This window comes from Shewanella sp. SM55 (assembly GCF_025654025.1).
Taxonomy (GTDB): Bacteria; Pseudomonadota; Gammaproteobacteria; order Enterobacterales; family Shewanellaceae; genus Shewanella; species Shewanella oncorhynchi.
This window is the reverse complement of sequence record NZ_JAKKRS010000001.1, coordinates 471695-494824: the sequence shown is the minus strand read 5'-3', so window position 1 is coordinate 494824 and position 23130 is coordinate 471695. Positions and strand designations below refer to the sequence as shown.

Here is a 23130-nt window from a genome sequence, read left to right as displayed (position 1 = left end):
CTCGCAATATGCATGACTTACAGGTCGGCGATAACTGAAAAGGAGTCTATAAAGATGGAATATTTAGTTGAACGTATCGAAGGCCACACGGCGATTCTGACCATGAACAATCCGCCAGCCAACACTTGGACTGCCGAGAGTTTACAGGCGCTTAAAGCCAAAGTGCTTGAGCTGAATGCCAATAAAGAGATTTACGCCTTAGTGTTAACGGGCCAAGGGCAAAAGTTCTTCTCCGCTGGCGCCGATTTAAAACTGTTTAGTGATGGTGACAAAGGTAATGCGGCAACGATGGCCAAGCATTTTGGTGAAGCCTTTGAAACCTTAAGCCAATTCCGCGGTGTGTCGATTGCCGCGATTAACGGCTATGCCATGGGCGGCGGCTTAGAAGTCGCGTTGGCCTGCGATATTCGTATCGCCGAAATTCAAGCTGTAATGGCATTACCCGAAGCGACGGTCGGTTTATTACCCTGTGCGGGTGGCACTCAAAATCTGACCGCACTCGTCGGTGAAGGTTGGGCTAAGCGGATGATTTTATGCGGCGAGCGTATCGATGCGACTCAGGCATTGAATCTACGTTTAGTGGAAGAAGTGGTCGATACTGGCGAAGCGCTTAATGCGGCAATTGCCTTAGCCGTCAAAGTGGCGAATCAAAGCCCAAGCAGCGTGACTGCGTGTAAGACGCTTATTCAAGCGGGGCGCACTATGGCGCGTAGCCAAGCGCTACCGATTGAGCGTGAGTTATTTGTCGGATTATTTGATACTGAAGATCAGGCCGAAGGCGTGAATGCGTTTTTAGGGAAACGTAAAGCTGAGTGGAGAAACCGCTAATGACGAATGTAGTAGATAATGACGTGGTCGAGCATGTCGCAAATCAGGTCACGACCACACAAAATGTGGTTTTTCAAACCTTAGCCACTGCTTCTGGCAAATTGGTTGGTGTGGTCACACTCAATGTGGAAAAAGCCCTCAATGCCTTAGATTTAGGCATGGTGCGCGCTATGACGGCGCAGCTTAATCTGTGGAAGAAAGATCCCCTTATCGCTTGCATCGTATTAGATGGCAGCGGTGAGAAGGCATTTTGTGCTGGTGGTGATGTGCGCGCTTTATACCATGCTTCCATTGCCGCTAATGGGCAAGTGACTGAGGAAGCAAAGGTTTTCTTCGAAGAGGAATATCGCCTCGATTATCTACTGCATACCTTTGGCAAACCTGTGTTGGTGTGGGGCGATGGCATTGTCATGGGCGGTGGCCTCGGTTTGATGGCGGGCGCGAGCCACAGAGTCGTTACCGAAACCTCGCGTATCGCTATGCCTGAGGTGACTATCGGCCTGTATCCCGATGTGGGCGGCAGTTATTTCCTTAATCGTATGCAGGGCAAGATGGGATTGTTTTTGGGATTGACCGCCTATCAACTCAATGCCGCCGATGCCTGTTATGTGGGCCTTGCGGATCATTACCTGAACCGCGACGACAAAGAGCTGATGTTTGATGCCATGGCAACCTTAGATTGGAGTGATACGCCAGCTCTTAATCATCAACGTTTAGATAGCATGATCAACGAGCTGTCTAATCAAGTGGATATTCCTAAGGGCGACAGTGTATTAGCCGAAAGCCAAGACATAATCGACAGGCTTATGGCGGGCAGTCTGCAGGATATTGCAGCACGCATGTCAACTCTGGTATCGGAAGAAAAGTGGTTAATGAAAGCGCGGGACACCTTCCTTGCGGGTAGCCCTATCAGCTGGCACTTGGTCTATATCCAAGGGCAGTTAGGGACTAAGCTTAGCTTAGCTCAATGTTTCAAATGGGAGTTAACCGCAAGTGTTAACGTGTGTGCCCACGGTGATTTCTGCGAAGGCGTTCGTGCACTCTTGATTGATAAAGACAAGAAACCGCAATGGCGTTTTAAGGATGTTAACTCAGTACCCACAGCGGTACTTGAGCAAATATTGGCTTCCCCATGGGGCGAGGCGCATCCCTTTAACCAACTGAGTTAAGCGTTTAAGGGCCGAGTTGGCTAAGCGCTGTATTTATCGGCTTAGCTAAGCTCGCTTTACTCTGTGATAATGACAACATAATCAATTTGATAGCATTATCACAACACTAAAAAGAACAACACAGGAGTGATGGCATGAGTACAGTAGCCTTTATCGGTTTAGGTAATATGGGCGGCCCAATGGCGGCCAATTTATTAAAAGCAGGCATGACGGTTCGCGTCTTTGATTTAGTCCCCGAGGCTATGCAGCAATTGGCCGAAAAAGGCGCCTTAGTATCAAGTACCGCCTGCGGCGCTGCGGCGGGCGCAACTGTGGTGATTACTATGCTGCCTGCGGGCAAGCATGTAAAAAACTTATATTTAGGCAATGGAACAGACAAAGGCCTACTTGAAGTGGTTGCGGGTGATACCTTGCTCATCGATTGTTCAACCATCGATGCGCAAAGCGCACAATTAGTGGCGGCCGAAGCGGCTAAAAGCGGCATCGAATTTATGGATGCACCAGTTTCTGGCGGCACGGCAGGCGCGGCAGCGGGTACTTTAACTTTTATTTGTGGTGGCTCGGATAACGCTTTTGAACGTGCGCAGCCCGTACTTAAGGCTATGGGTGTGAATATCTTCCACGCAGGCGGTCCAGGTGCGGGGCAAGTCGCAAAAATCTGCAATAACATGCTGTTATCTGTGTTGATGGTCGGTACTTCCGAAGCCCTGCAAATGGGCGTCGATCATGGTCTCGATCCCAAAGTGTTATCCGACATTATGAAGGTCAGCAGTGGTGGAAACTGGACGCTAGAGAAGTACAATCCCTGCCCAGGCGTGATGGAAACAGTGCCTTCTTCTAAGGGCTATCAGGGTGGCTTTATGGTAGATTTGATGGTCAAAGATCTCGGTCTGTCCCAAGAAGCCGCATTATTGAGCAACTCTAGCACGCCAATGGGCGCTTTAGCCCGCAGCTTGTATGTGAATCATGCAAGACAAGGCAATGGCCGCCGAGATTTTTCCAGTATTTTTGAACAATTTGCACAACTTAAAAAATAGACATAGTTAACAAGGGATAACCAGATGGATTTAAAAGATAAGGTTGTCGTCATTACTGGCGGCGCGGGTGGCTTAGGTCTGGCAATGGCGCAAAATTTTGCGCAGGCGGGTGCTAAGATAGCGCTTATCGACGTGGACCAAGAAAAACTCGAGCGAGCCTGTGCTGAGCTTGGATCGGACACTGAAGTCCAAGGTTATGCCTTAGACATTACCGACGAAGAAGACGTCGTAGCAGGTTTTGCCTATATTCTCGAAGATTTTGGCCAAGTGAACGTGTTAGTGAACAACGCCGGCATTCTGCGTGATGGCCTGTTAGTCAAAGCCAAAGACGGCAAAGTCACCGACCGTATGTCTTATGAGCAATTCCAATCTGTGATCAATGTGAACTTGACGGGCAGCTTCCTCTGCGGTCGTGAAGCGGCAGCGGCCATGATTGAATCCGGTCAAGCGGGAGTGATTGTTAACATCTCTAGCCTTGCTAAGGCGGGTAATATGGGTCAATCAAATTACGCGGCCTCAAAAGCGGGTGTTGCAGCTATGTCTGTCGGCTGGGCAAAGGAGTTAGCACGTTACAATATCCGTAGTGCAGCCGTAGCACCAGGCGTGATCGCGACCGAGATGACGGCAGCAATGAAACCTGAGGCGCTGGAGCGTTTAGAGAAGCTAGTGCCAGTAGGACGCCTTGGTCATGCCGACGAGATAGCTTCTACCGTACGTTTTATTATTGAAAACGATTATGTTAACGGTCGTGTGTTTGAAATCGATGGTGGTATCCGTCTTTAGAGCGATATCTTATTGATTTGCATAAAAACCGAGCTTAGGCTCGGTTTTTTTATAGGGTAAATAAAGATAATGGTTCTTATGCCCTAGCTTTCGGATTTATTTAGATTTCACTGTTGGAGTTGACATTTAGTTGTTAACCTTCAACAATCGCTCTCCCGTTTTTTTACATAACTTTACAAACATGTTGATCACATGTAATGGAGCTTGAAATCCGGATGTCTTGGCAGGAAAAAGCCCACTGGCTTGAGAAAATCACTAAGCGCATGATGTTGATCGTGGGTATCTTAGGGGTGGTTGTGATTTATTGCGGTTTCTTTTTTCTGCTCTTTAGTGGCCGCTCTGTGGCCGTGATCCCATGGTTTTTTCTTATCTCACCTTGGGTGTGTATTTATTTTGGTTTAACGCAAGTACAACAAGTGCAAGTGGTAAATTGGTTCTTAAAAAAATTTAAAAAATAACTAATTTACACATAACTCATTTCTGCAAGTTCATATTTTGTTTCGGTTTGTGCAGTTGGCAAACATTGGGGAGAAACAATGAAGCTACATGGATATTTATGGATGCTGGGGGGCTTATTTTGTTTAGGTGCTTGCGAGCGCTCGAACAAAGAGACGCCGCATCTTAGTGATAATGGCGCGCGCATAGTTGCGCCCTATGGTAGTTGGCAGTCTCCGCTATCGGCGACTGAAGTTTTTGAGCAGGCCGATAATGTGGCTGAGTTGCAAAGCGTTGATGGTGCTATTTATTTCTCTGAATCTGATGGTGAAAAACAAGGCCAAGTCGGCATTAAACGCCTCGATCAACGGGGAAAAATTACCGACATAGTGCCGCCTGCGTTTAATGTTAAATCCGCCGTTCATGAATACGGTGGTGCCGCCTTTTTGGGGATTGGTCAGAGTCTGTTTGCCACTAAGGCACAGGACCAACTGTTTTATCGTTTTGCCCCTAATCAACCCCCTTTGCCTTTAACGCCAAATGGTACTCGTCATGCAGATTGTATTGCTTACCCCAAAGGGTCGAGGATTATCTGTGTGCGCGAAGATCATCGCCAAGCGGGTGAGCCTAAGGCGAGTCTTGTTACCATTAATCTTAATTTTGCCGGTGAAGGCGATACCTTTGTTTCGGGCCATGACTTTATTTCTTCGCCAGCCATCTCGCCCGATAACAGCCAACTGGCGTGGATCACGTGGGAACATCCCTATATGCCATGGGATAATAGCGTGCTCTGGCTTGGGGATCTAGACCGTAAAGGGCAATTACACAATATTCGTAAGGTAAACACGCCCGCAGACTCTTCGGTGTCGCAGCCATTATTTAGTCCTGATGGACAATTGTATGTCGTATCGGATATCAGTAATTGGTGGAATATCTATAGAGTCACGGCACAAAATACCTTAGACCCAGTGCTAAAGAAAAAGGCCGAGTTTGCGGTGGCTGATTGGTATTTAGGCAATCATAACTATGCCTTTGAATCCGAAAAAACGATTATTGCCAGTTATATGCTTGGTAGTCAGGCCGTTTTAATTCGATTGCATCTAGATTCAGGCCTGACCGAATCTTTGGCCGTCGACTTTGGTGAAATCACCCAAGTGATCCGAGGGGAAGATGCTGTTTATTTTGTCGGCGCTAAGGCGACGCCAGAGAAGGGCATTTATAAAGTGATCGGTCGTGGTACTGAGTTGGTGTATACCCCTAACTTACCAAAACTTAATCCCAATTATATCTCCCGTGCTAAAAATATTACTTTTAAAACAGGTGCTAACCAGCAAGCTTACGGTTATTTTTATGGTCCGGTTAACCCCAACTATACTGCGCCTAATGATACCCGTCCGCCCTTGATTGTAATGTTACACGGCGGTCCTACGGCGCGGGCGAGTCTGGCTTATCGCAGTGATATTCAATTTTGGACCAGCCGAGGTTTTGCGGTTCTCGATGTTAATTTCCGTGGCAGCAGTGGTTTTGGCCGTGCTTACCGTCAAAGTATCTACGGAAAATGGGGCCAAGTTGATGTGGAAGATGCGGTCAATGCGGCCCGGTATTTAGTTGATAAAGGTTGGGTTGATGGACAAAAGCTGGCCATTCGAGGTGTTAGCGCTGGTGGGTTAACTGTGATGTCGTCCTTGGCATTTTATGATGTATTTCAAGCGGGGGTGAGCTATGCGGGGATCAGTGACTTTGAACAGCTCGCCAAGAGTACCCATAAATTCGAGACTGGCTACTTAGATCTGCTTATCGGCCCCTATGGTGAAAATCAAGCCCGCTATAGGGAACTGTCGCCCCTGCATCACCTTGAAGGATTGAATGAGCCTTTATTAATTTTTCAAGGATTACGTGACCAAATCGTGCCACCACAGCAGTCGCGGCAGATTTATGAGGCGTTAAAAGTGAGAGGCGTACCCACGGCTTATATCGCCTATCAGGATGAACCCCACGGCGGTTGGAAACCTGAGCACAAGGCCGCAGGATTAGAAACTGAGCTGGCATTTTATGGGCAAGTGTTTAACTTTACCCCTGCGGGTAAGCTTGCAACACTGGTACTGGATAACGCCGCGGCGCTAAAGCCAACCATAGTGAGAAGCCAATAACGCAGTATTTACCGTTATTGAACTTGGCCATCATTATTGCGATTGGCTTTTACTGCAACACTCAGAGCCAGCATTTTGCTGGCTCTTGTGATTTTCATGGCTGCCATGAGTCTCGTGACTTAGGCTGTCGATAATGGCACAGTGGGGCTGATCGCCGCCTTGGCATTGGGTCACCATGTGCTGCAATTGCGACCTAAGCTGCTGTAACTTATTGATTTGTTGCTCGACATAGGCAAGGTGCGTTTGGGTAAGCTGCTTAACGTCCTCGGCATTACGGCTTTCATTGCCCTTAAGACCAAGCAAGGATTTGCAATCCTCTAGGCTAAAACCTAAGTCGCGACATTGATGCACAAACTTAAGTGCTTCAATATCTTGATGGCGATAAACTCGATAACCCGCCTCATTGCGCTCGCCGCACACTAAACCAATATCATGGTAATAACGGATACTCTTAACACTTAAGCCCGTTTGTTTCGCCACTTCCCCTATCTTCATTTTGACCTCTATTTTTCCAACTGAATGGTATCACCCATTTCGCCTAACAATTAATTGTCGATGTGATCACATTGAGCAAATTCATCCTTGACTCTCCAGTGATGGGAGACTTTATCTTAGACCTATAGTGTGAAACATCAAGTGAGGGATCTCCCATGTCTATGACCAGACTCTATGTCGCCAATATGAATTGCGCTGGCTGCGTCGCAAAAATTGAAAAGGCGTTTGCTGCCCAAGATGGCGTTGAAGCGCGTGTGAATCTCGCCGATAAGCAAGTGACGGTAGAAGGCAAGATGAGCGCTGATACCGCCTTGGCTGTGATGGCAAATGCGGGTTATCCGGCGCAGGTCGTTATTGATGCTAAAGTCGCCGCCGAAGAAAAACGCCTTGAAGATGCCGCCGAGTATCGACTGCGGATGCGCCAAGCTATAGCTGCGCTCGTTGTGGGTGTTCCCATGATGCTGTGGGGATTACTGGGCGGTGAAATGATGATCAACAGCCCAAACCTGCAGTTAGGCTGGGGCATCATGGGACTGGTCACTTTGGCTTTACTCATCACCACAGGCAGACATTTCTATCAAGGCATGTGGCGGGCGCTAAAAGCCAAAACCACTAACATGGATACGCTGATTGTGCTGGGCACCAGTACCGCATGGGCCTATTCCATGCTGGTGGTCATTATGCCCAGCGCATTCCCTATGGATACCCGCCATGTGTACTTTGAGGCGAGTGTGATGATTCTAGGTTTGATTAACTTAGGTCATGGACTCGAACTCAAAGCGCGGGGCAAAACCAGCGAAGCGGTGCAGCGACTGCTCGGGTTGCAATCCACTACTGCGATTCGTATTACGGATAAGGGTGATGAAAAGGTTGAGATAAGTCAGTTGAAACTGGGCGATAAGCTGCGTTTGCGCCCCGGTGACCGAGTTGCCCTTGATGGTGAGGTCGAAACAGGACAATCCCTACTTGATGAAGCCATGCTCACAGGTGAGCCTATTCCCGTGCTTAAAAATCGCGGCGACAGTGTGAGTGCGGGCACAGTCAACGGCAATGGCAGCCTAGTTTACCGAGTGACGGCGGGACAACAAGATACTAAGCTCGCCAAAATCATTGCATTGGTGCAACAGGCACAAACGTCAAAATTACCCATAGGTCGATTGGCCGATAAGATCTCCGCGGTATTTGTCCCTACTGTGGTGGCGATAGCACTACTGGCGGCGGCTATTTGGTATTTTGCAGGTCCAGCGCCCGCCTTAAGCCATGCGTTAGTGGTGCTGACGAGTGTGCTCATCATAGCTTGTCCCTGTGCGTTGGGGCTGGCTACGCCTATGTCTATCATGGTGGCTGTGGGCCGCGCCGCCCAAATGGGCGTGTTAGTCAAAAATGGCGAAGCGTTGCAAACCGCCAGTAAAGTTGATTGTGTGGTGCTGGATAAAACCGGCACTGTCACCTTAGGTAAGCCGCAAGTCACTGACTTTGTATTAGTACAAACACTGAGTGATGCCGACAAAGAAACCTTGCTGGGCGAAATTGCAAGCCTTGAGCAGCACTCTGAGCATCCGTTAGCGGGGGCGATTGTCAGTTATGCCAAGGAATCACTGACTCAATTGCCCGATACACAGGCGTTTACGAACCATCAAGGTAAGGGGATTGAGGGCAAGGTCGATGGCGTATCGCTGGCGATAGGTAATCTCGCCTTGATGACGGCATTGAATATTGTCAATTCCGATGGCAGTGCCTTAGATCCTAACGCGACATTAAGTTTTGCGAACCAAGGTAAAACCCCAATTTATATCGCTAAAGCGGGCAAGTTAGTGGCCACTATCGCGCTGGCTGATCCGATTAAACCCGATGCCAAAGAAGCCATCGCGGCCATGCTGCAAAGGGGTATTCGCGTGGTGTTGTTAACGGGGGATAACCCACAAACGGCGCAGGCGGTGGCCGACCAAGTTGGCATCACCGAAGTGATTGCCGGCGTACTGCCCGAGCAAAAACAACAGCATGTGCTGGATTTGCAAAAGCTAGGGCATGTGGTGGCTATGGTTGGGGATGGCATTAATGATGCGCCAGCTCTGATGAGCGCCGATGTTGGGATCGCGATGGGATCGGGCACTGAGGTGGCGATTGAAAGTGCGGATATCACCTTGCTGTCGCAGCAATTGATAGTGATTGCTAACTTATTGGCATTGTCGCGGGCGACGATTACCAATATTAAGCAGAATCTGTTCGGCGCCTTTGTGTATAACAGTTTGGGTATTCCTGTTGCGGCGGGCGTGCTTTATCCACTTACGGGCATGTTATTAAGCCCTGTGATTGCGGGTGCAGCCATGGCTTTGTCTTCACTGACTGTCGTCACGAACGCCAACCGCTTAAGACGACAGAAGTTATAAGTTGTCGATACCTAAGCTAACTTAAAATGTTGAAACGGGTATCTTGAGCTAACTCTGGGCTATGTCCACATTAACACTTACCACATAAGTCCTTAGCAGATAGTCCCTAAACAGATAGTCCCTTAGCATCGCCAAGCTTTACGACGCTAAGGGTTATCAGATTGTCATTCTGCTCGAATACATTGAAAGCTAAGCCAATAGGGTAAAATTAATTACGCTTCTCATACAGGCATAGTGCGGCGATTTCGGCATTCCCTCTGGCTTTCTAGCCGCCTTTTTAGTTGATAATTTAGCCCAAACTGCTATAGTGCCACGTTTATTTTTACCCCTTCGGCATAGCGTTATTTGGTTTATGCTTATTTAAAGCGGCGCCAGCGGGCTCGGCCAACATTACTCGATTTGGAAGTTCATTTTGATCACAACAGCAAATATCACCATGCAGTTCGGCGCTAAGCCACTGTTTGAAAACATCTCAGTTAAATTTGGCGGTGGTAACCGTTACGGTCTTATCGGCGCGAATGGCTGTGGTAAATCGACCTTCATGAAGATCCTGTGTGGTGATCTAGACCCTAGCAGCGGTAACGTCTCGTTAGATGTGAATGAGCGTCTGGGTAAATTAAGCCAGAACCAGTTCGGTTATGAGGAATTCAACCTGATCGATACCGTGATCATGGGCCACCGCGAACTGTGGAAGGTAAAGCAAGAACGTGACCGTATTTATTCTTTACCCGAAATGAGTGAAGAAGATGGCATTACCGTCGCCAACCTAGAGATGGATTTTGCTGAGATGGACGGTTATACCGCCGAATCTCGTGCTGGCGAATTACTGTTAGGTGTAGGTATCGGTATTGAAAGCCATTTTGGTTTGATGTCTGAAATCGCACCGGGTTTAAAACTGCGTGTATTGTTAGCGCAAGCCCTGTTCTCTGATCCAGACGTGCTGCTGCTTGACGAACCTACCAACAACTTGGACATCGACACAATCCGTTGGTTACAAGACATGTTGAACCAACGTAGCAGTACTATGGTTATCATTTCCCATGATAGATATTTCTTAAACTCAGTCTGTACTCACATGGCTGACTTAGACTACGGCGAATTGCGCGTTTACCCAGGTAACTACGACGAATACATGCAAGCAGCGACTCAAGCTCGCGAGCGTTTATTGTCTGATAATGCGAAGAAAAAAGCTCAGATCTCTGAGCTGCAAACCTTCGTAGCACGCTTCTCGGCTAACGCCTCTAAGGCGAAACAAGCCACATCTCGTGCCCGTCAAATCGACAAGATTAAGTTAGATGAAGTAAAAGCCTCTAGCCGTGTGAACCCCTTCATTCGTTTCGAGCAAGAGAAGAAATTGTTCCGTAATGCCTTAGTGATTGAAAACCTAACGAAAGGCTACGACACTCCGTTATTCAAAGACTTAAACTTAATTGTTGAAGTGGGCGAGCGCATTGCGGTATTGGGTGAAAACGGCGTCGGTAAAACAACCCTGTTACGTACCCTGATCCATGACATCCCGCAGGATGCAGGTACTATCCAATGGTCTGAAAACGCTAACATTGGTTATTATGCACAGGACCATGAGTCTGATTTCGCTAACGAAATGACCTTGTTCGAGTGGATGAGCCAATGGCGCAAGCCAGAAGATGACGACCAATCGGTACGTGGCATCTTAGGCCGTATGTTATTTGGCTCTGACGACATTAAAAAGTCAGTCAAAGTGCTGTCTGGTGGTGAGAAAGGTCGCATGTTATTCGGCAAGCTCATCATGCAAAAAGCCAACATTTTAGTGCTCGACGAACCGACCAACCACATGGATATGGAATCGATTGAATCACTGAACAACGCGCTGGAAATGTACGAAGGGACCTTGATTTTCGTGAGTCATGACCGTGCATTCGTATCGTCTCTGGCAAACCGTATCCTTGAAGTCACTCACTCAGGCGTGAATGATTTCAGAGGCACTTACGATGAGTTCCTTGCCAGCAAAGGCATTGAAGTCTAACGCTATTTGTTATTTCGCTGCATGTGTAAATACATGCATTTAAATACAGTGCAGCTAAATGCAGCATCAATAAAAACGCCGCGATTCATTGCGGCGTTTTTGTATCCATTGGCTGTCGTTTTCTCTAGCGATTAGCTTTTCGCGCACTCGATTTTAGCGGATTGGCGGCACTCGTTAGGGCGCTGACTCTTGCTGCACATAAATCAAATTGTCGGTATCAAAGCCGCGTGCTTTAGACATTTCAACAAACTTTTGCAACACCTCGGGTGGCACAGTCGGGGTTTTAGCCAATAGCCACAAATAACCTGTGTCGGGTCCCGATATAAAAGCGTATTGATAGTTTTCATGATCTAATTCGAAGACCACATACGATCCATAAAATGGCCCAAAGAAGGAGACTTTCAAATAGCCTTCTGAGTCCCCATTCACAAAATAGGCCTTACCTTCGGCTTCTTTCCATTCATTTTTAGCCGCGGAAAATCCACGGTTAATGACCATAACACCACCATCCTCTTTCAGGCTGTATTCTGCGCTAACTTGGCTTAAGCCTCTTTCGAATGAATGATCTAATCGTGCAATTTCGTACCATTTACCTAAGTATTTATTCAGCTCAAAATCATTAACGGGTTGAACCAATTTAGGCATGCCTAAACAACCGCTGAGCAAAAATATACTGATGACTAACAGTAGCTTTCTCAATTTGACCTCCTGATCTTAAGTCTTAGTCGCACGTCTTAAGTGCAATGTTCAATCAATCCGCTATCGAGCTTACACTATTTTCTTCACATTATTTCAGCTACTTGGCAAAGGTTGTTGGTTACTCGCTCGTAATCAATACTTTGCGCTGACTGATAAAGCCTTGGCTAATGCCGGCCAGAATAATCAAGCCGACACCGCTTAATTGCATGGGACTCAAGGTTTCACCAAATATCCACCATGCTAGCGTCACTACGATAACCGGTTCCGCATAGGCGAGGGTGCCAAAGGTGACTGCTGGCAATTGGCGTAGGGCTTTTACCGCCAGCAAAATAGCTAAAAATCCGGGGAAGAATCCAATCGCAATTAACCAGCCCATTTGCGGCAAACTTGGCGTCAGCGGTGCATTTATCACTAAGGGCAGTAGGCACAAAGCGCCGACACAAAGCTGCACTAAAGTGCTTTGATAGGGCGAACTCAGGCTCAGTTTTCGGTTGATTAACATAAACCCACTGTAGGTTAATAAGGCGAGTAGGGAATAAAAATAGCCTAATAATTCAGTGTGATTGCTCGCTTGCTGCGGCCCTGTTGGGATCATTAACATAAAGCCCATCAGCGCGACTACCACGCTTGCCATGCTTAAGCGGGTGAGTTTCTCGGCAAAGAAATAATGGGCGAAAATAGCCGACACCACAGGGGCTAAGTAAATAATCATGATCACATTGGCCATTTGGGTGTACTGAATGGCTTCAATGTAAAACGCCATAAAACCCGCGAGCATAGCGCCGTTATATACCCAAGCTACCTCAAGATACGAGTTTCAGAGCGCCTAGGGTGCTTCAATTCAAGGCGCATCAATGACAGAATGTCGGCTACCTTTTGAATTGATGCAACACGGAAGTGGAGTGCCCTAGGCGCTCCGTCCCGGCGGTTTTTAACGCACTTTATGCTGTGTTGGTTATTTTTAACTTAGTCCACTAGGTCCGCAAATAACCGCCTTGCCTAAAGTGCGTTAAATTTCCGCTGAATCCTGCATCTTGAGGTTGTTTGGGTATAAGTTGCGTTTGCTGGGTTTATGGCGAATCTGATGGCCTTTACCTGTGAGCAGCATATAAGCCAATAGAAATAGGGTACCGAGCAGTAAGCGGTAGAAGGTAATGTGTTCGGCGGGCAGGGCGGCAAAGCGCGCTAATACACCGATTGTACCCATAAGAATGGCCGCCAATAGGGCAAAAATGATAGCTAAAGTTGAGCTTGGCATAGATAACCTACAACAGAGTGAACAGAGAGTTAAGGGGCGACACCGTCCTGTGGACGGCGTCGATTTTGCCTTAAAAACTCACCCTAGGCTATGCCGATGTATTAACTTAGATAATGCTTTTACGTGAGCGGAAATGGTTAAAGCTATCTTGGCTGTAGGCCGCCTTAATCCGTTTTAACGCAGCGTAATTGTGGTCAAAGTACACATCTGTAGGGATGGCCTTATCTTTGAAACTGATAAAAGCGCCCGAGGTGTTGGGGATGTCATTATTTCGGCTGGCATCAATCCAATCGAGTGCACGATTAATGCGGGTAACCACTTGGCTATCCTGCAATTGTTGTTTCTCTTGCAGGGCGTTATTCCACCAAGTTTGATATTGAATCGTGTATTGTCTGTCCTTGTAGGGGAAGGCGCTGCGACTCTTTTGCTCTTCGCCCATAGTGCGATAATAATCACCTGCAATGGCGCCAAGGGTAACATAGGTAAATAGCCCCAATTGACGATTGCCTTCAAGCACATAGCGAGAGGTTAAGCTTTCAAGCAGTGGCTTATAACCGTCCCTCAGGCCCGTTTGATTCACTAAGCGCGAGGTGACTTTATGGGGCGCGGGTTCATCTACATCCGCTGGATTAGGTGAGCGGCTTATGCCTTGTAAGTCAGCTTGCAGATGATGAAAAGATTCCCTTTCCCAACTGGGCATTAGGTTTTCACCGTAGGCTTTGGTGAGTCCGCCCATACCCTCGATGCGAATATCATTGGGGACTAGGCCAAATTCATTAAATTGTGTCTGGATAAAGTGGTTTAGGCTGGCGGAATTGCCCTCCCAAAAACCATACATCAAGCAGTTATGCGTAATTGAGTCAGTGTCTATGTCGAGTGTTTTGTGTTGTTCTACGGGTAAATGTTTGGCATTAATCTTGAGATTAGTGCCAATCAAACAGCCAGTGCTGTCGGCATTTATGATGGCTTCCCAGCGCTGTAAAATGTCTTTAGTTGGGGTGTGCTCAATAAGTTCATGGGTTTGTTTATCGTAGCAATTCCATTCTAATTCAAACTTGATAAGGCAAGGCGGTAGTGGAAAGGTTTGCACAAAAAAGCGGGTCACAATGCCATAACTTAACCCACCACCACCCTTAAGCGCCCAGAGTAACTCAGGTTTATTGGCAACAGAGACGACTTGAGTTTCACCAATGCCGAGGACGATTTCTGCCTGTAATAGGGATTCGCAGCACATGCCGTGTTTGCGGGTCCAAGGTCCTGAGCCGCCGCCCATAATAAATCCCGCTATGGCAACACTGCCACAGGTGCTATGGGGGATCATCACGCCTTGTTTGGCAAGCGCTGTGGTGAGATTGATAAAGCGATTGCCTGGGCCTATGGCCGCAATACCTGTGATGGGATCTAAAGTGAGGCTATCCATCTTCAGCAGATCTAACACTACGGTATTCGTTTCAGTGCTTTCACCTTCGTGATCATTCCCACCCGAGCGCACGCTGATCGGCAAGTTATAATCAATGGCCGCTTTATAGGCGATTTTGACTTCTTCAGTTGACGTGCATTTGATGATCGCCAGTGGCTTTTTTTGTAACCTGCGGTTGAACAGTTGGCAAGCCTGTTGATAGGCAATCATTTGCTTACCTGTGCTGACCGAGAGTTGCTGCTCACTATAATAATGGCCACCGGTAATAATATTATCGGCCGGAATGTGTGCGCTAACTTCATTGATGAAATTAACAAAGTTTTTGGCTTGAGTGATCACTAAGTTTTCACTAATACGCACTTCAGCACTTAATTCTTCTTCGGTCGATTGAATAATCAGACAATCCCGTTCGAGTTCATTTGCAACGGTGACTTTAATATTAGAGCGATAGGCTGTCAGCGATTTAAACACTTCAACATTGAGTGTAATATCCGCTTGATTACTCGCCGTGTAATTAACTAAATAACTAAAATTAGGCCAAGTGTTATAGTTACATTCAATAATATAGGCTCGGCGTTCGTGGGGGGGAATAATCTTAGGCAGTTGTTGATTATAAGTGTTGCTATCCGTAGTGGTTTTTATGAATTGATATTCAGTGTCATTAAATATGACCAGCAGCACTTTTTGTCTTTTAAGTGGGATAAAGTTTTCACCACGAATATTATGTGCATCTTGATGCTGGTAAATGTAAAGGTTATTTTCGCTAATCGATCTTTGTTGCGCTGGATTACGGTAATAGTCAACGATTTCAGTTCGGGTTAATAATCGATTAAGCAAGGTGATGCCAAATATTTCACCATCGAAATGTGTATCGCGATGATTCGGTAAAGACACGTTTTCAATTAAAAACTCATTGTCGGCAACCAGTGACAGGTTATTGAGTTGTGTATGGGTAATTTCACCATCCACATAACAACTGATTTCATGGTATTCATGGCAGATAGACAATAAGTGCCACTGACCATCGTTGAGTCCACCTAAGGTTGATATTGCTTCAACCCGCAGTAAGGTGGTATTAATCACGCATTCAATATGCCCAAGTGAATTAATATCCACCGCGAAATAGGTATCTTCTCGATCGGTTTTATAATGGAACACACGCCCACCTGCGCTGGTTTTCAACCAACACTGGTAAGTGAATATGGCAAGGGGTGACGTGCTCACGGGTAAGCTTTTTTCAATCACTGCCCGTATATTTCTTGATGCCTCAAGCTTGTCCATATTCATGAGTCCTTTCGTGTGCTTTGCGTGTTTTCCTCAATGCGCTAAAGCGCCTACTGAGGTCATTAATCCCGTTGTTGATCCATCGCGGATAACTAAGCCGCGGGTAACTATGTTTTGGGTCAATCAGTTTTGGGTCAATCAGTTGCGGGCAAACAAGTCGCCAATTAATGGGGATTAAAGCGATGTATTGATCCTGTCACGGCCATCGGCTTTGGCGCGGTACAATGCGGTATCGGCGGCGCACAGCATGGCGAGTGAGGTACGGAACTGGCCATTGATTTCGCTCGCAATCCCTTGGCTCGCACTCACAGAGACATAATCGCGCAGCCCTTGCTCGGTAAAGCGCAGGTCATTAATCCCTTGCTGCACTTTTTGGGCAATCGTTAGTGCCATTTTGGCATTGTGGCTTGGTAGAATTAGCGCGAATTCTTCGCCGCCGTAACGCGCTGCTAGTCCAATTTCTATCGGTACTATGTCAGCAATCACTTTGGCAATCTTACGTAGGCATTCGTCCCCTTGGATATGGCCGAATTGGTCGTTGAACACTTTGAAGTAATCCACATCGATAATCACCACGCTGATCGGGCGCAGCTTACCTGTGCATTCTTCCCAATAGTGATGCAGCATTTCATCAAAATATCGGCGGTTCGCCAGTCCTGTCAGTGAATCTGTGGCGGCCAATTTACGTAGCTTTTGATTTTCTGCTTTGTGCTGCGTTAAATCGTGCATCATCATCACAAACAGAGGTTCATGGCTGGGGATGTAGGAAATGGAAAGCTCGACATCTTTTGCTTTGCCTGAGGCGGTAATGAGGGTGATTTCTTCGGCGGAGTGCTGCACTGGAATGCCGCAATTTTTGCCTAATTTAATATCATTGCTCAGCAAATTGTCATAGCGAGCTTGGTGGTGTTCTGTCAAAAAGTTGCGCCAATCTTGTCCCTTCAAACTGGCCTGCGGGCATGTCAGTAAGTCAGCACCTTTGCTATTGCTAAAGTAAATGTAACCTTGGGCATTGACGATAATCACCGGTTCAGTCAGATGCTGAATAAACTGTTGAATCGTTTCAATCGAGGCATGTTCGAAGAAGGTTAACGGCAATGCGGGCTCGACCAAGCCTTGCTGCGCAGTACACTGTGAACCATTGCCTTCACCCACAAGTGATAATGGATGTTGTGAACGTGTCAGTTTAGGTGAGCTTGTCATTGTTATCATTCTCCGTGAACCTAATGCCATCTGCGCTAAGCGCTTTTCTGATGATGACTTTATTCTTCGCAAAGAAAAGATACCTTCTGCTTACCTTCCGATTTAATCTATTGTTTATAAAGGTTTTAAATTTAATCTTCTCACGGTAAATTCTCAGGCTTAGCTGAAACGTGCGAGGTTTTGGGGCATGGCTAAGTTAAAAAAGTGGCACCCATGAGTGGATTTTTGGGTATTAAGCGTCAAGCGCAAAGGATTTTAGTGTCTAAAGATGGTGGATAATGCTTTGATTTTATCGACAATCCAGTCATGTCTATGCTCATAACTGCGGCCTGTGAGTTTATCCTCACCGCACAGAAAAGCCCTTCTGACACAGCGATTTATCACATGATAGAAGGGCGTTGTATTAGCATCGATAAGCATTCTTCTGGCCGGGGTCATCATCTGCTCCAAACAGACGCAATCAAGATAATGTAAAGGCTAGTATAAGAGGGGACAAAGCACAAAAAGACATGGCTGTCCCCGCTTTTCCCCTTTTCTTCGGGTGTAGAAACTGCCCAGCCCGATTAAAGGTTGGGCATTTCGATTAGTTTTGAGGACGATTGATAATTTCTGGATCAGGACTTAATATCAGTAAGGTATTAGTAGTATTGCTCAATACAAATTGGAACTTAGTAGTTCCCGACGTTCTATCTAGATCGACGAGTTGTACTAACATACCATCGCTGCTGATGGTTACCGCATCGACAATGTCATCGAATGGGGTAACAAAGCCGACCCCAACAAATTTTAAACCTTTTCCTGTTTGATCATTTAGCAAGTAGGTAACAGTACCAGCTTGGGTGATAGTCACATCCCCTTGGCATTGTTCACCATTAGCATCTGTATAAATAAATACAGGTTCGCCATTTTCTAGATTAACATTGACTTTAATAAATTGAGCCGAGCCTTGTGGTGCGAACATATTAACTTCCTTTCTTTTGGTTAAAATTTGGTATTGGTTATATGAGATTTTAATAGTAAATGTTTAAGATTGTCATCGCTTATAATTTCGCCAAGGCAGTCAAGGGCTTTAACATAATGAATGGTGAAATTTGGTGATTTATCTTTTTCTACTATAGGTAATAGTAAATATTTTGAAGTGTTGCATAATTCATGCTTGGCTTTATAATTTTTGACCGTTTTAGCTTCAAATAGAATACTTTCCGATAAGTTTGAAATGAAGTTAATATTTTGATTGAATTTTTTTGATAACTTAAGAAATTCATTTTTTGCTAGCACAGCATATTCTATACTTTTATCAAACTTACCTTGTCGTTGTAAGTGTTGTGCTGATGCAAGAAAATAGCTTGCATACACTTCGTCTCTCTTCGATGAAGAATTCAAATCAATATCTGAATCTAGTAAAGATTTTAATCTTGTAATCTCATTAGAATCAGTGCGTGCAAATGCTAGAAGATTGAAGTGTAAATAGTAATTTTGTCTTGTCCAAATATCGTTTTTAGGATCTTGTTCTAGCGCTTTTGATATTGCTTCCAAACCAAGTCGGGTTTGTCTTAGGGCTTGTTCTGGTAGATCTTGATAATCGTATAACTTAGCAAGAATTTGATGGCTGGCTGCTAGTCTATCTAATATATATGGCTGTTTAATGTTATTGCTTAGTTCTTGTTGGAGTTGAGTGTGGATCTGTATGGCTGAAAGTACATCACCTTGTGACACTGCCGCACTCGCTAACCAAGAACGTGCATTGGCCACATCCGCAATTAGCTGACTATCCTCAGGCGCTTTTGCCAAGGCGAGCAATTTAAGCCTTAGCGACTCTTCAAAATCTTGTTGTGCTTTGGCAAATTCCTGTTGCTTCATCGAAACTGAGCCCAAAGTGTTATGGGCGTAAGAAAGTTCCATGAGCGCATCTTTATCTTCGGGCGCAAGGGCGTACATAGTTTGGCTATAGGCTAAGTACTGCTCGAAGAAGGGGCGCGATGCCGCCCAATCACTCACATCATACTTAAGCTGTCCTAACCAAAAGGCATTGGCACCTAAGGTTTTCAGTAGGGCTAAGTTTTCCGGCTGCAATTCGAGCAGTGGCAGCATTTTTTCCTGTGCCGCGAGTAATGCGCTGCGAGCTTCATCGATTTTATTGCGCGAATAGGCCACTTCACCCATGGCCTCTAAGGTTTGGCCGTGTTGGAAGCGGGCATCGAAGCTTAAGTGTGCATCATCCTCTTTATTGGAAAAATCAGTGAAATATTCCAGTGCCTTATTGCTGATCCCGTCGAGTAAGTCCATACGGCCGATGCCGCGCATCTTGTCGGCGAAGTCACCCACCATAAAGCCGAGCAAATCTTCGGCGGCAAGGCGTTTTTGCAGGGCAAGTTTTTCGGCTTCTATGCTGCGCACGCTCATAATGACGGAGGTTAAGGTGAGGACGCACAGTAGGGCGACGGTTAGGCGCCTCGTCCAGCGCAGCATATTGGCGCGTTTGCTGGAGGCTGCGATAAAGGCGGTTTCGGGATCGTCTAAATCGAATAACGGATTTTGGCTGAGGCTTTGGGCCTCTTTTAACGGCTTGCCTTCGGCGAGCAGATAAGCGCTGTGTTTGGCTTCGCTGAGCCAACGCTTAGATAAATGCTGTAGGCGACTCTTAATACTCAAACTGTCGCTATGTTCGCTAATCCAAGCCGTCGCCCGCGGCCAACGGCGTAAAAGTGCTTCGTGGGCGATGCTAAAACAGGGTTCTCCATTTTGCAGATGTGACACGAATAAGCGGCTATCGACCATGGCTTGCACTAGGGCGGTTTCGGCCGTGCTTTGCAGTTGTGACCAGCGAGCGGTGCGGCTGGTGATGGACTTTTCATCTTCGCGCAGGGTGACTAATAGGGATAAAATCCGCGGCAGACTGGCTTTTTCGGCATCACTTAAGTGTGAAATCGCCTGCTCGGCATTTTTGCCAATCGCCCCTTCAATACCGCCAAGTGCATGATAAACAGAGACTAACAACTTATCGTCGGCGCTGCGTTGTAAATACAAGGCCTGCAGAGTGTATTGCAACATGGGCAACGCATCTGGGTTACTGGCGGCATCGCTGCAGAGCATTTCATCGAGCGGCATCGCGGTGTCGCTGTCAACTTCCCAGCTTAAGTTGGCAGCCACTGCGGGCAGGCGGATCATTTGTAATAGCTCAGTGCGTGTTGGCGGTGCTAAGTCAAAGTGGGCGCCGCGGGCTTTACCCGCCATTAAGCTTGGGTAATTGACCAATAAAGGATAAAAATCGTTGCGACAGGCACTGATGATAATCACGGCTTTTGAGGTGGCGAGTTGTTCCAATAATTCTATGAACTGAGTTCGTTCGGTATCGCTAAATAGCGGTGATGAGAGCAACACTTCTAATCGGTCGATAAACAAGGCAAAAAACGGATTAGAAAAGGGTTTAGCCTTGAGCGCTTGGGTGCACTGGTCGATTACGCTTTGGATATCTTCGATGAGTTGAATCGCCAGAGTCTCAGCGCTCATGCCTTCGAATACTGGGATGTCGTTGATTTCCCAGTCGAGCATAGCACTGGCAAGATCGGTGAGTAGTTGTCCTTTACTCACATCGGCAAAATCTAAGCTGCTGAATGACGCGACACCAATGCCGTTATAGCCGTCGCCCTTCATTAAATTGGGCACAACACCCGCATTAATCAGGGAAGATTTACCGCTGCCACTTGGACCTAAGATCAGGCAGAAGGCACGGCCAAACAGGATTTGTTGACTTATCCGGTTAAGCAAAGTGCTGATTTGTTCACTGCGGCCAAAAAACACCTCGGCATAGTTAGCGCTATAGGCTTGCAGCCCCGGAAAGGGCGAGCCGCCTTGCCAACTCTGTGGGCTGGCGGTGGCTTGGTGTCCGATAGGAAAACGCACTTCGGCTAAGGTGCGATAGCCGCGTTTGCGTATGGTTTCTATATAGGTGGGTTCTGTGGCGCTGTCGCCTAATGCTCGACGTAACTGATTGATAATCTTGTGTAGTGGATTGTCGCCGGTATCTACACCTGGCCAGCAGTGGCTGACTATTTCATCACTGCTGACGACTTCGCCCGCCCGTTGACAGAGAAATAGCAGCACATCCATCGCCTTGGGCTCAAGTTGTTTGACTTGTTTGCCAAGGAGCAGACTATTGGCGCTGGGATTGATTTGCCATTCACCAAAGAAAAATGTGCTGTCACTCATAACGATGTCCATTTATTGAGTATTGACCATGGCACGGTAAAAAATTGCGCTGTGAGTCACTCTTATTGTTATACGTATTGTTATAAAGATCCGTGTGCTTGTCATTCAAAGGTTGGGCGTCAAGACCTTGACATTATGCCGTTGATGATTGTTATTTAAAAGGAATAACCCTTGATGATCAATGTAAATTTTATCAGGGTGAGGTGTGGTAAATAGTCTTTAGCTTGTCATTTTTCTGTCAACAGTTTGTGCTTTGCACTAGATGTTAAATAAGGTGATGGCTTTTAGGTGTAAATCACAAAAATAAACAATAAAAAAGTGCCCGTGATTGGGCACTTTGTATTAGAGAGGAACTTAAGGCTAACAAGCCTGACTTATCAGCACCTTAAGCTAAGTATCTTAACGTTATCCCCTTAACATTGGTCCCTTTGAATTAGCGCGTTAAGGTTAGTGCCTTGGCTTGATAGCTTAATCTGGCCATTTGACCTTGATCTTGCAGTTCTAACTCATTGAGTTCGAAGGGCGGCTGTAAACCCGAGGCTTGGATGAGCTTAGGATCTAACATCAGCTTTAACTTCGGCGACTCTGGGGTCAGCCAATTGGCCGCTTGGGTGCGTAGAATCGCCACCTTTTGACCTTCGGCATTGGTGCCCGTTAACGTGCCACTTAAGCCAAAACGTCCCGCCTCGGCGACAGTTAACTCAAAGTTGATTTGGTTAGGCAAGCCTTTATCCCAAACCGTGAGCACTTCGGGCTTGATGCTCGCCGAATTGACAAAAGACTTAAAAACAGATTTGACCGTGCGCTGCACAGGACGGCCATCGACTTGGGTTTGCACTGTGATTTCAATTTCACTGAAACCTGCATTGCTGCTCGAAAGTGCCACGCCTGCGGGGATCACCGCTTGCCATGTCTCCCCTTGTTTTACCATCGCCAGCGGTTGCATATTGCCATCGGCTTGCTTGAGTGTTGCCTGTGGCAGAAAGGTGTTATCACTTTGGCTGAGTGCGAGTTCAAGCCCAAGGGTTTGCGCATCCGCCGCGATGGCTATGGGGGCTTTGACGCTCAGTTGATAGGGCGAGCCTTTTTCCTTCACATTGACTAAGTAGCTGGCGCTCGGTGTTAACGGCTGGCTGACCTGCAGGCGATATTCGCCCGGTGTGGCCTTCGCCGACATTTGCAGAGCACTGGAATCATCGGTTAACCCTGCGCTAGCCAAAGCATCGGCGTTGACCATCGATTTGACCAGTGACTCATTGGTGTTTATCCCACTGCTGTTGGCTGCTTTGCCTTGGGGTGACTGATTAGGGGTAACGCGCTGAATTTGTACGCGCTCAGGGGCAATAGCCTCTGCATGCATTAAGGCGCCAGAGCGGGTATCGCCCCGAGGTGCAATGCGCACTAAGCTAGACGCTTGGCTCATGGTGAGGCCCACGCCCGCATTAAGCTGTGCGCCTGTTACATTGACCCAATACTCGTCACTTTGGTTGGCTTGCTCCAGCTTAAGCATACTCGCTTGATACTCACCGTACAGCGGGGTGATAAAGCTAATGTAATCCGTACTGGTGTTGATGGGCGTGAGTGTTGGGCTGGCAATATTGCTATCGACGAGATCAGTATCGCTCGGCGCGGCTAAGGTTAACCCTTTGGCGTACATTGGGCTGGCATTGGTTTTGGGATCTATGGGTGTGGCTTCATCTTGGCAGGCTGCAAGCAGTCCGCTTAGCGCCAAGACACTGGCAAGTTTGCTGAGTGTGTGCATCTT

At 46.9% G+C, this 23130-nt stretch carries 15 protein-coding genes and 2 pseudogenes; 8 read left to right on the top strand and 9 right to left on the bottom strand.

Annotated features, from left to right (window positions below; genetic code table 11):
* Window positions 1–54: 54 nt before the first annotated feature.
* The 6 genes from L5L91_RS02205 (at window position 55) to L5L91_RS02180 (ending at window position 6402) form a co-directional block, all read left to right on the top strand.
* Entirely contained in the window at window positions 55–828 is a 774-nt protein-coding gene (locus tag L5L91_RS02205; protein ID WP_011789976.1) for an enoyl-CoA hydratase, read from the top strand.
* Window positions 828–1997 carry an enoyl-CoA hydratase/isomerase family protein gene (locus L5L91_RS02200; RefSeq protein ID WP_028760562.1) on the top strand — a complete coding sequence of 390 codons (1170 nt, stop codon included), beginning with the start codon at window positions 828–830 and terminating at the stop codon, window positions 1995–1997. Before L5L91_RS02205 ends, L5L91_RS02200 begins: the two co-directional genes overlap by 1 nt.
* A gap of 134 nt (window positions 1998–2131) precedes the next feature.
* Complete coding sequence (mmsB, locus tag L5L91_RS02195; RefSeq protein WP_263235577.1) at window positions 2132–3034, top strand: 3-hydroxyisobutyrate dehydrogenase; 903 nt, start codon at window positions 2132–2134, stop codon at window positions 3032–3034.
* Between the two features lie 24 nt (window positions 3035–3058).
* The gene (locus L5L91_RS02190; RefSeq protein WP_006081032.1) at window positions 3059–3817 is read left to right on the top strand and encodes an SDR family oxidoreductase; all 759 of its coding nucleotides are present in this window, start codon (window positions 3059–3061) and stop codon (window positions 3815–3817) included.
* Between the two features lie 215 nt (window positions 3818–4032).
* A complete protein-coding gene (locus L5L91_RS02185; protein ID WP_263202141.1) occupies window positions 4033–4275 on the top strand; it encodes a hypothetical protein in 243 nt (80 codons plus the stop codon).
* A gap of 78 nt (window positions 4276–4353) precedes the next feature.
* Window positions 4354–6402: an alpha/beta hydrolase family protein gene (locus tag L5L91_RS02180; RefSeq protein WP_028760559.1), complete on the top strand. Its 2049-nt coding sequence runs from the start codon at window positions 4354–4356 to the stop codon at window positions 6400–6402.
* 33 nt (window positions 6403–6435) lie between these two features.
* Here the strand turns inward: L5L91_RS02180 and L5L91_RS02175 are convergent, their stop codons facing one another.
* The gene (locus tag L5L91_RS02175) at window positions 6436–6897 is read right to left on the bottom strand and encodes a Cu(I)-responsive transcriptional regulator (protein WP_212600051.1); all 462 of its coding nucleotides are present in this window, start codon (window positions 6895–6897) and stop codon (window positions 6436–6438) included.
* Window positions 6898–7052: 155 nt separating this feature from the next.
* Between L5L91_RS02175 and L5L91_RS02170 the strand changes: the two genes are divergently transcribed.
* Entirely contained in the window at window positions 7053–9287 is a 2235-nt protein-coding gene (locus L5L91_RS02170; RefSeq protein WP_263235576.1) for a heavy metal translocating P-type ATPase, read from the top strand.
* Window positions 9288–9699: 412 nt separating this feature from the next.
* On the top strand, window positions 9700–11292 hold the full coding sequence (locus L5L91_RS02165; protein ID WP_081729050.1) for an ABC-F family ATPase: 1593 nt from the start codon (window positions 9700–9702) through the stop codon (window positions 11290–11292).
* 174 nt (window positions 11293–11466) lie between these two features.
* On the opposite strand, the gene L5L91_RS02160 is transcribed toward L5L91_RS02165, so the two are convergent.
* The 8 genes and pseudogenes from L5L91_RS02160 to L5L91_RS02120 form a co-directional block, all read right to left on the bottom strand.
* Window positions 11467–11991 carry a lipocalin family protein gene (locus L5L91_RS02160; protein ID WP_263235574.1) on the bottom strand — a complete coding sequence of 175 codons (525 nt, stop codon included), beginning with the start codon at window positions 11989–11991 and terminating at the stop codon, window positions 11467–11469.
* A 118-nt stretch (window positions 11992–12109) separates the two neighbouring features.
* Window positions 12110–12778 (bottom strand): annotated as a pseudogene (locus L5L91_RS02155) (DMT family transporter); the annotation flags it as partial.
* Window positions 12779–13042: 264 nt separating this feature from the next.
* Window positions 13043–13249, bottom strand: a pseudogene (locus tag L5L91_RS02150) (EamA family transporter); the annotation flags it as partial.
* 106 nt (window positions 13250–13355) lie between these two features.
* Window positions 13356–15950 (bottom strand): FAD-binding protein, encoded by a 2595-nt coding sequence (locus L5L91_RS02145; protein ID WP_263235571.1) that lies wholly within the window; start codon window positions 15948–15950, stop codon window positions 13356–13358.
* Window positions 15951–16127: 177 nt separating this feature from the next.
* The gene (locus L5L91_RS02140) at window positions 16128–17156 is read right to left on the bottom strand and encodes a diguanylate cyclase (RefSeq protein ID WP_105249692.1); all 1029 of its coding nucleotides are present in this window, start codon (window positions 17154–17156) and stop codon (window positions 16128–16130) included.
* A gap of 583 nt (window positions 17157–17739) precedes the next feature.
* Window positions 17740–18117, bottom strand: coding sequence for a DP-EP family protein (locus L5L91_RS02130; protein WP_219250208.1), 378 nt, complete (start codon window positions 18115–18117; stop codon window positions 17740–17742).
* A 20-nt stretch (window positions 18118–18137) separates the two neighbouring features.
* Window positions 18138–21365 carry a winged helix-turn-helix domain-containing protein gene (locus L5L91_RS02125; RefSeq protein WP_263144878.1) on the bottom strand — a complete coding sequence of 1076 codons (3228 nt, stop codon included), beginning with the start codon at window positions 21363–21365 and terminating at the stop codon, window positions 18138–18140.
* Between the two features lie 433 nt (window positions 21366–21798).
* Complete coding sequence (locus L5L91_RS02120) at window positions 21799–23127, bottom strand: DUF4785 domain-containing protein (protein ID WP_263235570.1); 1329 nt, start codon at window positions 23125–23127, stop codon at window positions 21799–21801.
* Window positions 23128–23130: the final 3 nt, after the last annotated feature.

Excerpts from the sequence above, each read along its gene's own strand:
- L5L91_RS02205 (WP_011789976.1), top strand. The coding sequence starts at position 55 with ATGGAATATTTAGTTGAACGTATCGAAGGCCACACGGCGATTCTGACC.
- L5L91_RS02200 (WP_028760562.1), top strand. The coding sequence starts at position 828 with ATGACGAATGTAGTAGATAATGACGTGGTCGAGCATGTCGCAAATCAG.
- mmsB (WP_263235577.1), top strand. The coding sequence starts at position 2,132 with ATGAGTACAGTAGCCTTTATCGGTTTAGGTAATATGGGCGGCCCAATG.
- L5L91_RS02190 (WP_006081032.1), top strand. The coding sequence starts at position 3,059 with ATGGATTTAAAAGATAAGGTTGTCGTCATTACTGGCGGCGCGGGTGGC.
- L5L91_RS02185 (WP_263202141.1), top strand. The coding sequence starts at position 4,033 with ATGTCTTGGCAGGAAAAAGCCCACTGGCTTGAGAAAATCACTAAGCGC.
- L5L91_RS02180 (WP_028760559.1), top strand. The coding sequence starts at position 4,354 with ATGAAGCTACATGGATATTTATGGATGCTGGGGGGCTTATTTTGTTTA.
- L5L91_RS02175 (WP_212600051.1), bottom strand. The coding sequence starts at position 6,897 with ATGAAGATAGGGGAAGTGGCGAAACAAACGGGCTTAAGTGTTAAGAGT.
- L5L91_RS02170 (WP_263235576.1), top strand. The coding sequence starts at position 7,053 with ATGTCTATGACCAGACTCTATGTCGCCAATATGAATTGCGCTGGCTGC.
- L5L91_RS02145 (WP_263235571.1), bottom strand. The coding sequence starts at position 15,950 with ATGGACAAGCTTGAGGCATCAAGAAATATACGGGCAGTGATTGAAAAA.
- L5L91_RS02140 (WP_105249692.1), bottom strand. The coding sequence starts at position 17,156 with ATGACAAGCTCACCTAAACTGACACGTTCACAACATCCATTATCACTT.
- L5L91_RS02130 (WP_219250208.1), bottom strand. The coding sequence starts at position 18,117 with ATGTTCGCACCACAAGGCTCGGCTCAATTTATTAAAGTCAATGTTAAT.
- L5L91_RS02125 (WP_263144878.1), bottom strand. The coding sequence starts at position 21,365 with ATGAGTGACAGCACATTTTTCTTTGGTGAATGGCAAATCAATCCCAGC.
- L5L91_RS02120 (WP_263235570.1), bottom strand. The coding sequence starts at position 23,127 with ATGCACACACTCAGCAAACTTGCCAGTGTCTTGGCGCTAAGCGGACTG.